At 40.9% G+C, this 12,017-nt stretch carries 11 protein-coding genes; 3 read left to right on the top strand and 8 right to left on the bottom strand.

The window, feature by feature from the left end; genetic code table 11:
• Window positions 1–63 precede the first annotated feature (63 nt).
• The 7 genes from ushA to L2735_RS14120 form a co-directional block, all read right to left on the bottom strand.
• Window positions 64–1,767 carry a bifunctional UDP-sugar hydrolase/5'-nucleotidase UshA gene (gene ushA, locus L2735_RS14150; RefSeq protein ID WP_248985331.1) on the bottom strand — a complete coding sequence of 568 codons (1,704 nt, stop codon included), beginning with the start codon at window positions 1,765–1,767 and terminating at the stop codon, window positions 64–66.
• A gap of 349 nt (window positions 1,768–2,116) precedes the next feature.
• Window positions 2,117–2,797, bottom strand: a complete 681-nt coding sequence (locus L2735_RS14145) for an alpha/beta hydrolase (protein WP_248985330.1) — start codon at window positions 2,795–2,797, stop codon at window positions 2,117–2,119.
• Between the two features lie 152 nt (window positions 2,798–2,949).
• Window positions 2,950–4,176, bottom strand: a complete 1,227-nt coding sequence (locus tag L2735_RS20120) for a 5'-nucleotidase C-terminal domain-containing protein (protein WP_248985329.1) — start codon at window positions 4,174–4,176, stop codon at window positions 2,950–2,952.
• 38 nt (window positions 4,177–4,214) lie between these two features.
• On the bottom strand, window positions 4,215–4,382 hold the full coding sequence (locus tag L2735_RS14135; protein ID WP_248985328.1) for a helix-turn-helix domain-containing protein: 168 nt from the start codon (window positions 4,380–4,382) through the stop codon (window positions 4,215–4,217).
• A gap of 60 nt (window positions 4,383–4,442) precedes the next feature.
• Window positions 4,443–4,889 (bottom strand): hypothetical protein, encoded by a 447-nt coding sequence (locus L2735_RS14130; RefSeq protein WP_248985327.1) that lies wholly within the window; start codon window positions 4,887–4,889, stop codon window positions 4,443–4,445.
• Window positions 4,890–4,935: 46 nt separating this feature from the next.
• Window positions 4,936–5,397 (bottom strand): hypothetical protein, encoded by a 462-nt coding sequence (locus L2735_RS14125; protein ID WP_248985326.1) that lies wholly within the window; start codon window positions 5,395–5,397, stop codon window positions 4,936–4,938.
• 49 nt (window positions 5,398–5,446) lie between these two features.
• Window positions 5,447–5,992 carry a hypothetical protein gene (locus L2735_RS14120; RefSeq protein ID WP_248985325.1) on the bottom strand — a complete coding sequence of 182 codons (546 nt, stop codon included), beginning with the start codon at window positions 5,990–5,992 and terminating at the stop codon, window positions 5,447–5,449.
• Window positions 5,993–7,095: 1,103 nt separating this feature from the next.
• Here L2735_RS14120 and L2735_RS14115 point away from each other — a divergent pair.
• From L2735_RS14115 to L2735_RS14105, 3 genes are all read left to right on the top strand, one after another.
• Window positions 7,096–7,272 carry a hypothetical protein gene (locus L2735_RS14115; RefSeq protein ID WP_248985324.1) on the top strand — a complete coding sequence of 59 codons (177 nt, stop codon included), beginning with the start codon at window positions 7,096–7,098 and terminating at the stop codon, window positions 7,270–7,272.
• 331 nt (window positions 7,273–7,603) lie between these two features.
• Complete coding sequence (locus tag L2735_RS14110; RefSeq protein WP_248985323.1) at window positions 7,604–9,166, top strand: hypothetical protein; 1,563 nt, start codon at window positions 7,604–7,606, stop codon at window positions 9,164–9,166.
• Window positions 9,159–11,399 carry a hypothetical protein gene (locus L2735_RS14105; protein ID WP_248985322.1) on the top strand — a complete coding sequence of 747 codons (2,241 nt, stop codon included), beginning with the start codon at window positions 9,159–9,161 and terminating at the stop codon, window positions 11,397–11,399. The genes L2735_RS14110 and L2735_RS14105 overlap by 8 nt, the downstream gene beginning before the upstream one ends.
• Window positions 11,400–11,453: 54 nt before the next feature.
• Here the strand turns inward: L2735_RS14105 and L2735_RS14100 are convergent, their stop codons facing one another.
• Window positions 11,454–11,984, bottom strand: coding sequence for a hypothetical protein (locus tag L2735_RS14100; RefSeq protein WP_248985321.1), 531 nt, complete (start codon window positions 11,982–11,984; stop codon window positions 11,454–11,456).
• Window positions 11,985–12,017 lie beyond the last annotated feature (33 nt).

The following is a 12,017-nucleotide window of genomic DNA, read 5'->3' as shown; positions in this document are numbered from 1 at the left end:
AAAGGCAACCTTGCGATTGCCTTTCGTTTTTATCTGATTAAATTTGATAATTTCAAATCTAAATTAGTAGATACTGCAGCCCAAACTACTCTTAGATTGCTCAAACTTTAGCTCTCCGTTAGGCGCATAATCAGCAATATTAATTTGCTGTTTGTGTTTTATGTAGTCATACAACTCAATAGCATCAACATAGCCTGCTTCTAAAATATTAATCTTAGGATAGTTGTCACCACCAGCAGCACTAAAACTTGGAATAGAGAAAGTATATTGGGCATTAATATCAAAGGGTTGATTATTAATGCTGTGTATTTCAACATCTTGATCGCGGCACTTCACCGTCATATCAATCCCATAAAACTGTGCATATGCGCCACTGGTACGGGTATTTGTCGCCACTTTCGATAAATACTTAACTAATTTTTCACCTGACATTTCAGCTAAACCGATCGTATTTGAAAAAGGTTGCACTGTTAAAACATCACGATAAGCCACTTCACCAGCTTGAATAGATGCACGGACCCCACCTGAATTCATAATGCCGAAGTCGGCACGTACTTTCTCGCTGTGAACTTTAGCAATTAACCGACCTAGGTTAGTTTGCTGTGCACGTACCACTTTACGGTCACCTTGTAATAGGCCATCAACACGTCCAATAATCACGTCAAGCTCAGCACTGCCCTTTTCTTGATAAGGTAACAAAGCAGCCTCAACATCTGCATTTCGTTCTATCGGCTCACCTACTGGCCATGCTAACTTTTTACCAAAAGCCATTCGTTTCAAGTTAACTGGAATTAATTGATAATCAATTAAATACAGCTCGCCATTAATATACTCAAAATCAGCACGTCCTACATAACGTCCCCATTCGTGGGCCTGCATGATATAGGTACCATTTTGTTTATCTGGGCGGCAAGAATCACCCGGCTTAAAGTCCTTATCATATTCACTTTTACGACCGCTCATGCACACTGGATTTTGAGAATGGCCACCAATGATGGCATCTAAATCACCTTCATTCAAAGCTCTTGCCATCGTCACATCACCAGGCGCATTACTTCCAAACTCGCCATTTTGATAATGACCCATATGAGTTGCCGCAAATACCAGTTCAATACTGTCATCAGCGTTAAGCTCTGGTAATAGCTTTTTCATTTCATCAATGGGATTGGTAAATAACAAAGAATCAGTATGCAATGGGTTAGTCAATTTTGGGGTGTCATCCGTGGTTAAGCCCACGACTGCTATATTGATATTGCCTAACTTAAATACCTTGTAAGGGTCAAAGTATCTTTCATTAGTATCTTTTCGGTAGATATTAGCCGCAAGCATCGGAAAATTAGCTAACTCAGCCTGCTCATCTAAAACCGAGAGTGGATTATCGAACTCATGATTACCCACAGCCATTGCATCATAACCAATCATATTCATGCCAATAAAATCAGGTACTGCTTTTTGTAGATCTGACTCTGGTACACCTGTATTAATGTCACCACCTGACAATACCAAGGTATAACCACCTTGCTGCTCTACTTCTTTGCGAATGCCATCAATAACAGTAAAGCGAGCAGCCATACCCGCTTCACCCGCTTTGTTTTGCCAGAAACGACCATGATTGTCATTGGTATGCAGCACGGTAAATTTAGTGCAGTTATCGTCATCACAGGTTGGACGCTGTTCACAGCCACTGAGACTCATTAAGCTTACTGTCGCGACAACTAAACTTAAGCCCAGAGTTATCCGTGATTGCTTCGGAGTATTTCTTATCATTATTCTATCCGTATTCTATCCGTATTCTAACTGAGATCTGAGCCTCTACAATGTATCGCTCATATATTGGATTCACATAAATTGGCAAGGATCTTAACAAAATACCAGCAATATATGTCAATTTTTTGAAACCAAAGTCATAAATAACAATAGTTTACAGTTACATACTCAGGCTTGATTGTGCGGTAAGAAAAACAAGCAGGGTAAGCGGTTTAGCAAAGTAGAGGAAGAAATAAAGCTTAGCTTACAACGACTAAAAAACGCTCAAGCTAAGCTTATAATTATACGGCAATTATTTGAACTTAAATATAATGAAACTAGACAGCCAATTGTACTAACTGCCGAACAACTAGCGGGTTAATTTATTTGCTATCCATTGACCAATTTCATGTAATTGCTCTGGAATAACACTATGCGGCATTGGGTATGTTTTCCAGCTAGAGTTATAGCCTGCGGTAATTAACGCATCATAAGCCATTTTACCAGCAAATAATGGCACCACTTCGTCTTGCTCACCATGGTGTTGCAATATTGGAGTACTCGCATTAGCTGGGTGTAACTCCTCAGGTAAGCTTTCGCCTGCAGGTAAGTAACAAGATAACGCCATAATCCCTGCGAGTTTATGCTCAAAGCGTAATCCACTAAACAAGCTCATTACCCCGCCTTGGCTAAAGCCAGCCAATATAATGTTTTCAGCTGAAATACCTGCTGCTATCTGCTCATTGATCAGTGCTTTAACTGCTTGTTCAGAATCCAGAACCCCTTTGATATCCGCTCGGTCGTGAAGATCCATACTTTTGATGTCATACCAAGATCGCATGATATAACCACCGTTAATCGTCACAGCTTGCTCTGGTGCATGGGGGAAAATAAAACGAATAGAATGGTTTTGCGGTAAACCTAAAACAGGCACTACTGGCGCAAAACCTGCTCCTGAGTCTCCAAGACCATGAAGCCATATAACACAAGCTGTAGCTGAAGTGGTAGGTTCTATAGTGATACGTTCTAGTGCGGTTGTTGCAGACGGCATAGTTTAATCCTTTATTATTTCTTGCCGCTATCTTAACTGAAACAATTTAACTCGTTAACCCTTATATTTTGCAGGCATTTAAGCAATAAAAAAGGTAGCCTAAGCTACCTTTTGTTCAACCATTATCTAAACAATAGTTTTATTGTTATAGCTTATTCAGCACAACTTCCAACAAGAGTATTATTACGATAGAAGTTTAACTGTCCATCTACTGGCGCATAATCTTCAGCAGAGATTTCAGGATTAACCACAAAATACTCACGGAATACAGCAGCGTCAGTTAACTGAGTGTCAATGTAGTTAGGGTGTTGATTAATCACTGGGTAATCATCACCACCAGCAGCACTAAAGTGAATCATTGAGAAGGTGTAATTTTCATCTAAGTCAAATGCACGGCCGCCTAGGCTCGCGATATCTACAGTACCTGCATCACAATCAACATCCATGGCAACTTTATTTAATTGTGGATAACCGCCACCTGTCTTAACAGCGATATCAGCCAAATATGCTTCAACTTCGGTACCTGTCATCGTGACGTATGCAACAAAGTTTCCGAAAGGTTGAACTGTCAGTACGTCGCGGTAAGAAATGTCACCTTCAGCAATTGATGCGCGAACGCCACCTGAATTCATGACGCCAAAGTCAGCTGTAACATTGAAGTTTTGAGTCACAAACTCAGAATAAGCTGTAGTCAGTAAATTACCTAGGTTAGTTTGTTCTACACGAACAACTTCACGGTCTCCTTCTAACTTGCCATCAGTGTAAGAAATCACTACATCAAGTAGTTCTTGTCCACGCTCTTGGTAAGGCTTAAGCATGTCATAAACTGTTTGGTTCTTTTCGATCTCTTCAGTAATGAATACTAAATCGCCGTTATCATCTTCTTCTTTCAAGTTGATAGGGATTAAAGAGTAGTTCGCTAGTGTTAGCTCACCATCCATGTATTCAAAGTCAGCACGACCAACATACTTACCCCATTCATGAGCTTGCATGATGTAAGTACCATTTTGCTGATCTGGCTTACACTCTTCTCCAGGGTTAAAGTCAGCATAATCATCGCCTTCCATACAAACTGGATTTTGTGAATGACCACCAATAATTGCGTGTAACTGACCTTCTTCAACTGAACGCGCTAACATCACATCACCAGCGGCTTCAGTGCCATGGTTACCATCTGCGTAATGACCCATATGAGTCACAGCAAATACCATATCTACTTCTTCATTGGCTTCAATTTCAGCTAATACTTTCGGTAGTTCTTCTTGTGGGTCGGTAAACGCTAAGTTTTCAACATTCTCAGGGTTAACAATTTTTGGAGTTCCAAACGTATTAGATTGTTGAATGTGGATTAAATTAGGGGATATTTGGAAGTTATACACACAAAAAAACCCTCACTCATAAGAGCAAGGGCTATTATTTAATCAGATAGAAAGTCAGTCTTGATTTTATACACTCTACTTCTGTGTACTCCATACTTCTTAACTATTTCAGCAACAGACAATCCTTTTAATAAATCTCGGATAATATCAATCGTCTTAGCTGCTCCTTCAACATGGTCTAGGTAAATCTTTGTTGCTTCATCCATCTGGCTTAATCCTTAACTTCGCCTTATTCATTTATTACATATCAGAGACAAAAATAAGACTTAAACACAGAAATAAACATTCGAATCTTTTGTTAAAAACATGCTTAAAGAAATGTTAAGGTAAATATATTTAACCAATAATTCCTGTTCCTTAGGGTCAACCATCTGCACCGATGAGTAAATATCATAATCTTTATTTCTCTGCACTTTAGTAGATGTAAAAAATAGACCATCCTCTTTATTACGCTTCCTCACCTCTCCAGCACAACCTAGCTCACCAATAGCTCGAGTACCTGATTCTGCCAGACTTACCCCCCCCACCTTGTTGTTCAGTTCAGATTTTAACCAGTCAGGTAAGGTCAAGAATAATTTCATACCCTCGGTATAAAGTTTATATTGCTCACCAAATTCTGCAGATTCAATCTCTTTCTCCCATATCTTAAATTGCTCATTGTCAGCATTAACATGGAAGGCGAATGCCAGTAGGATGATAATTAAATGTTTCATAGTTCACTTTTCGGTTTAGGCGACTACTGCCGCCTATTTTAATGAATTATTTACAGGTGGTTCTTATACTGCCACCTACCACTTGGGAATTGCACACGGTTGCTGGTTGTGTGCGCTGCTTGTGGTCATCCATTAGTCCTTGAAGCGCATCACGTGTAGCCTGCTTATAGCGCTGCATGTCGCTCCACCCTTCCATAAATATAACAGCCGTTTCAGCACAGTATTCAAGAGTCAGTTCATCATCAATATACTGTTGCACATCTTCTTGAATGCTATCCATAAAATCCTTAGATTCTTGAGTAAATTCGTAATCCTCAGTGAGCCATCTGCGATACTCGCTAGACTTAAGGAATACATCCTCTGATGTAAACCCTCTAATATAGCACTGCTTAATTGTTGCGTCAGTGTACACATGAAGGCCTAATTCCTCCTGAGTCGATGGTGTATAAGTTGACTGACAACCTGTAGCTGTAAAGGCTAAAGCAAGGATGATTAATAAATGTTTCATGGTTTCTCTCTTTTATGAACAAGGGTGAAGCGTGCCACCCTATTTGGGCTTATTTAATTGTTACTGTTGCGTGCTTTATGGCTTCTTCATACTTGGCTTGATTCATTTCTATATCAGCGTATTTAAAGAAATCATCCCACTGCTCAGACCCTTCGGCATACCAAGTTGTGTATTCACTTAGTGGGTCGGTAACCGTTGCAGTTACACGGTCAGGCTCACTAATTAACCACTTTATTGAAACCACCACTTCCCACGAAGAGCTACCAGAGACATTGGTGGTGAACATTTGCTGAATTTCACCTGTTGACTTCGAATAGTTGTAACGATGCTGGTAACTATCTAAGTGAGTATATTCTGGTCTATCATCTGGATTGCTACTACTAATCACAAGCACCTTCCCTGCTGCTGCATGGTCGCCTGTGCTTACTTGGGCGTAATCAATTTCATTGCAGGTGTTTTCTGTGAACTCATAAGTGGTGCTAACGTTATCCACGGTTTCAGTTGCTTCGTTATTCCAAGAGCATCCGCTTTTGTCATCACCCCCTCCACATGCTGTAAGTAGTAATACCGATGCTGCTATAAATAATTTTCTCATTGATGCTGACTCTTTTATGAATTAAAGGGTGTAACGGTTAATAAATTATTAAGTTGGTTAAAGCTCAGTCTCTTTGTCTTTTGGTCGAGTATTTTCTTCAATCTGGATTAGGCAAGCACCCATTCAAATCTTTAAAGTAACTGTGACCCACAAACAGAAAGCTAGTAGCCCAAATGCTGCTATAACACCTATATTCAAGTTACTAACAGGTGCATGTAAATTTCAGCGCATTGTGCCTATTTGCATTTAAGCACTCTACAATTTATAGACATTAAAGTGAGTAACATGACCATGGTCACACGAGTCTAAGGACTTGTTAGTAAAGAGTTTGAAAGAGTTGCTCAATTCACTGCTGAATTGTTAACCATATATAGGTGGGGGGGGTACTTCGCTGCTCAGCGTCTATATGTATAAATAGTGAGGTGATACTTAGATTATGTATTTTTCCCTTAAGCAAAAATATTATAAAAAATTCTGCCTTTAGGTTTTGGATAGAAAAAAGCTCATACCCTTGCCAAAAAGGTATGAGCCTCAGAATAAGCCTAAGAAAGCGCCTCCTGCTAAATCCACCTAAAGTATTACCTAGTCACTGTTTTGGGGCAAGTGGTATGTAGGAGGTAGAGACAGGTTTTCATGCTTTTGAGGCTGGTTCATATGTAAGTATTGAATGAATTAGGACTTATCAGTATATAAGCAGAAGTATGGTTTTAGATGGTAGGCATTGTGTAGGTAGGGGGGCAAAAGTTGTTAGTGTGTAGTTTTTACCCAGAATACCCCAGAATATCCAAAACTACCTGAGATGACACCAAAATCACCAATTCTCTCTATAGGAAACTTGACTCATATAAGGGTAAAGATATCATAGCCCCTGTAATTGGTGCTCTGGCCGCACTTGTAAATAAAAGACCCTAGATACAGGTTTTCGTCGACCTTCAGCCTAGGGTTTTTTTATGCCTATAGTATGGCCTGATGAACAGGCATCATATATAGTTATTCTCAGATACACGGAGCATCCTTCAAGGCATTGAAGCGTTATGGTTCAGGTAATCTAGCCTACATTCTAGAAACTGTAGGTGATGGCAATAACATCAGAGGTAGTTGGATTGATTTGCACTCATGAAGATACCCAAGATGGAATACAGGTATTGTGTAGGTCGTTACAACCCTTAACGGGGCAATGGAACCATCCACACAATATGACAACACCAGAGCGTATTGATTACATCATGCAAAGATGCTCAATATTAACTGGCTCAGTCAGTATGACACTGCTGTTATAAAGCTATCTGGTTCAGGTATTTGCCTTGCAAGTAATTATCTAGCCATGGGTGTTCCTCCCCGCTAAGGAGGAGCATTCAGAAGCCTTTGGTGAAAGCCTATGCAATGGCCGAACCATGACAATAAAACCTCCTGTACGGGCTTAGATTTGCCCTCAGGAGTATCCACAATTAATGTAAGGTTATTACTCCCAAACCCTTTATTGATAAGGGTTATCAAGATACTATCACTTGGACATTACACGGTTCATCGGTGAAGTATCTCAGTGTAGCAATGCAATATTCTGGGTTCCTGAAATGTTATTAACGTTAATAACTAAGGAGCCTCAACGCTATGGCTAAATCCCCTATTACATGGCAAAACATAAATGCAGTGAACCATAATGCTGCTAACAATCTATTTGCCAACAGTGCCAATCAAGTTAATGAAGGTGTCGCATCTTTGCGGGCATTAGCTAACCAACAGGTTACTAATCAGCAACAGCAGCGAGCACAGACAGTTAATGATAATACTCAAGCTGCTATCGCTAACCTAAGACAGTACGCAAACCCTAACCAGATGAATCAGAACCTAGGCCAAGACTTAGCCCAATATGGTAATGATATTGATATGGCTCAGATTAATGAAGCTGCTAATGCTGCTCCTCAACGTATGATGCAAGAAGCTGAAGCTACTGAGTTCTTCAGACAACAAGACTTTATAGGCCAAGCAAAGACACAGTTATCAGACTTGAATGCAACCTTCACACCCGACATGACAGCTATGCAAAAGGTTGAGTCTTTAGAGAAGGCAATGATAGGTCAAACACCAGAAGTACAAGAACAACTACGCTTGCAGTATGCGAACCAACTACAAGTAGATGCAGGTTTAAAACCTCAGTTTAGTGAGCCAGAAACAGTAGAGTTAGGTGGTAGCAAAGTGATGCTACAGACTAATAATATTACTGGTCAAACTAAACAGATTGGTACAGCTACCGACCCAAGAATGAACATTGGTCAAGGTGGTGATGTGTTTGCTACTGACATCAAAGTTAAGGATGCAGACGGAAACATTAGCCAAGCATCTAAAGGTAAAGACGGTAGAGTTTATGACCGTAACGGTGAAGTAGTTGATATGACCAATAACACTGAGGTAGTTCCTGAAATCATGGACTATCACATGCAAGTGTTAAGTAATCCTCATGAATATACAGATGAACAGTTTACTGCTGCTCAAGAGTATATCGCAGAGGAATCAGTTAAAGAGAATAACCGTGGACAGTTTAGTGCTGACCAGTTTGTTACTCACGTTACTGACAAGAACAACTATGAAGCTGAGATTCAATACTTAGATGAAGGTTTAGAAATCATCTCATTGATGCAAGACCAGAATGCTTCTCGTATTGGTTCAGGTGTTAAGCAAAGCCTTAACGGTATCTTGGAGCCAATGGGAATGCAGTTAGGTGAGTCTGAACTTAATGACCTTTACGCTTTAAGTGAATCAAGAAAGCTTGAGATTGTTCGTAACATTGTTCGAGCATTCGCACCTGTATCTGATACCGCAATGAACCTAACCATTGAAGCATTAGAGGGTAAGTCTTTTGCTCAACAACTTATGGCAGTTAAGGCAACTAGAGATAGTATCGCCTCTGTTAGTAATGCCAACACCAAGACTGCTAAAGAGTTAGGTGTAGCTGAACAGTACCAAGGAACCACATACGACAATTGGACTAAGCCAGTTTACGAAAGTAAGCAAGAGATTGAGGCTAAGACCAATGCAGCTATTGGTAATCCTACTGAGATTATTCAAGCACCTAATGAAGCTATCCAAATGTTGATGAATGACCCTAGTCAGGAAATGCAGGACTACTTCATGAATACGTTCGGTTACTTACCTGAGGAGTTAACTAATGGCTAATCCATTTGAACAGTTTGTGAATGGTGGCAATCAACAACCTGCCACCACAAAACCACAAGATAGTAATCCATTTGCACAGTTTGTAACTCAAGAGGAGCCAAATACAACTGAGCCTATTAATGGCTTTATGGATGGTGCAAGACAGACAGCTAACTTCGTTGGTTCAGTAGCTGACAACGTTAGCTTACTTGGTTTTGCTAGGCGTAACTTTAATGAAAACCTGCCTGAATGGTTACAGCGTAGTGAAGAAGGTCAAGAGTATGACCAAGGCATTCGTGATTCATTACAGCAAGGTTTAACACTTGGCTTTAGTGATGAAATCAAAGGTGCTGCTAACGCTGGTGCTAAAGCCTTAATGGAATTTGAAGCGACCAACTTCAAAGAGAACTACGAGCAAGCTAGAGATGCTGAACGTTTAAGTATGCGTGAGTTTGCTGAGAAGTATCCTAATTCTGCTGTAGGTGCTGAGTTACTTGGTGGTTTAGCAGCTCCTGCTGCTGGTGCTAACTGGGTAGGCCAAGGCGCTAATGCTCTTAATCGTGCAGGTAGAACAGCTATGGTAGGTGGTGTTTATGGAGCTACTGAAGGTGCTGGTTCGAGTGAGGGTAAAACTGCTAGTGAAGTAGCTAGTGATGCTGCTGTAGGTGGTGGTATCGGTGCAGTCCTCTCCCCTGTTGTTGGTGGAGTTGCTGAAGGTGCAACAAGCTTGGCAAGTAGAGTGCCATGGTTCAGACGTATGCTAGAGGGTAGTCCTGAAGCGGATGCTCAAAACACCTTAACCAGATACCTAAATGAGGAAGTTAAAGCAGGTAGATTGAACGCTGACCAAGTAGCTGCTGATTTAGCTGAATTGTCTAGAGGTGGTAGAGGTGTTGATGCAACAGGTAATCCTCAAGCTGGTACTGGTTCATCTGTAATGCTTGCTGACGCTGATGCAATGCAAAGCCTGACAGCATCAATTAACCGTAATGCAGGTACGCCAAGAGTCGGAACTAGTGTTACTGGTGATAAAAACCCTACTGGAACGTTACTCGAAAGACAGGCAGCAAGACAGAACCAACAACAAGCAGATATCACGGAAGCTGTAAGCCCTACTGTTCAAGCTGGTGATGATTTAGGTGTTAGCCCTAATACTGCAACTAGAACGTTGAGCACTGGTGAAGTGTTAGATAGTGGTTCGGTCAACTTTGAACGCTTAAACCAGAATCAACGAGCAGAGTTAAACCAAGAAACAGCAAGCATGTACCAAGCTGCATACCAAACACCTGCTAGTGCTGTTCAATTACCTAAAGAGCTACAGCAGTCTAAGGCTATGAAAACTGCATTCAGTGAAGGTAGCCGTATTGCTAAGGAATTAGACCCTCAGGCTAGTAGATTTCAGATACTGGATGAAACAGCTAAGGCTTTATACCGTAATGGTAGTAGAGCATCTGGTTCAGAGCGTACAGCCATCATGAATCGTTGGGGTGAGCTAAACGATATCCTTACCAATGCCTCACCTGATTACCAAGACGCTAAAGCTATTCAATCTTGGTACAACGAAGGTGTATTGAAGCAAGCTGGTAAAGGTCGTGACTTCTTCGGATCCAATGAAGAACAAGCAGCTAACACGTTCCAAGCTATTAAAGATGGTAATTGGGACTTAGCCAGTGCTGGTATTGGCCAAGCTGCTAAAGAGCAGATTCAGAAGATAGCTAATAGCCCTCGAGATGCAAGAGAGGGAGCCACTAGACTTCTTACTGACCAACAGCTTAAGAATGTTGAAAAGGTATCTGACCTTTCACCACGCATGCAGACAGGCAACCTTAAGGAAATGCTCAACCTTGAGCAGCGACAAGAGAGAACCAGACGCTTAGCTGAGTTAACTACGGGCAAAACCATGGACGAAAGCCTTAAGAGTAGCCTTACCACTGTATTAGGTGGTGATGATTTGCTTGTAGGTACTGTTTTATCATCTGCCATGCACCCTACTGCTGCTGCATTACCTTGGATGATTAACCGTGGTATTGCATCAAGTAAGGCATCTGAGATTCAGCAAGAAACCTATCGTGAAATACAACGTATCTTGTATAGAGATATGACGGGTTCACCTCAGGAAGTTAAAGACTCAGTAGCCAAGATATTCTCTTTAGACTTTGAGAAAGTACCAGCAGACCACATCAGAGAGTTTGGTCACTTAATGGGACAAATGGCAGGTATCACCCTTGCAGGTGAAGCCGAACCAATACAATAACAGGCACTAAAAAGGGAACCATTGAGGTTCCCTTCTTTTTATCTATGGCTCAATCTATCGACCTGATAGGGCAAATCGAGAGGTAACATCAGTATTCATGCCATGAACTGTACCACCGAAGAACTCAGTCTCAGGGTAAACACGATTACCCAATTCATCAGTTACTTGTAAGGTGATAGTGTCACCCTTCTGACGTAATACCTTAGAGGCTAGGTTTAGTGCTCGGTCTAACCATAGTTGGTCTACATCATAACCTTCAAGCATTAACAGAACGTGCTCAGCAAATGTATGTACAGTCTGACGTTCAAACCCGTTGATACCTTTAACACGTTTATCAACCTCAATGTCTATAGAACTAAATGATAGGTCAATGCTGGTGGCTTTACTTGCATAGTTACCATTGTCGTACTTATCAAAACCAACATTAACATCATGAAGAAGGTTCTCAAGGAATGTTTGAACGTCTTGAGTATGACCATTCTCTAAGTGCCAATCCATATTAGCTAAGGTCTTGAGTGTTACTGTGGTTCTGCTTGATTTATCTTTAGCGATAACTGTATCTAATACTTCACCAATTGTTTTCATATCCAACCCCTTATAGTTTGTAGGGCTATTATT

It is taken from the genome of Shewanella olleyana (assembly GCF_023283825.1).
In the GTDB taxonomy this organism is placed as follows: domain Bacteria; phylum Pseudomonadota; class Gammaproteobacteria; order Enterobacterales; family Shewanellaceae; genus Shewanella; species Shewanella olleyana.
The sequence above is the reverse complement of the archived record's forward strand: the minus strand, read 5'-3'. Positions and strand labels throughout refer to the sequence as shown.

Coding starts and splice junctions, on each gene's coding strand:
- ushA (WP_248985331.1), bottom strand. CDS start 1,767: ATGATAAGAAATACTCCGAAGCAATCACGGATAACTCTGGGCTTAAGT.
- L2735_RS14145 (WP_248985330.1), bottom strand. CDS start 2,797: ATGCCGTCTGCAACAACCGCACTAGAACGTATCACTATAGAACCTACC.
- L2735_RS14135 (WP_248985328.1), bottom strand. CDS start 4,382: ATGGATGAAGCAACAAAGATTTACCTAGACCATGTTGAAGGAGCAGCT.
- L2735_RS14130 (WP_248985327.1), bottom strand. CDS start 4,889: ATGAAACATTTAATTATCATCCTACTGGCATTCGCCTTCCATGTTAAT.
- L2735_RS14125 (WP_248985326.1), bottom strand. CDS start 5,397: ATGAAACATTTATTAATCATCCTTGCTTTAGCCTTTACAGCTACAGGT.
- L2735_RS14120 (WP_248985325.1), bottom strand. CDS start 5,992: ATGAGAAAATTATTTATAGCAGCATCGGTATTACTACTTACAGCATGT.
- L2735_RS14110 (WP_248985323.1), top strand. CDS start 7,604: ATGGCTAAATCCCCTATTACATGGCAAAACATAAATGCAGTGAACCAT.
- L2735_RS14105 (WP_248985322.1), top strand. CDS start 9,159: ATGGCTAATCCATTTGAACAGTTTGTGAATGGTGGCAATCAACAACCT.
- L2735_RS14100 (WP_248985321.1), bottom strand. CDS start 11,984: ATGAAAACAATTGGTGAAGTATTAGATACAGTTATCGCTAAAGATAAA.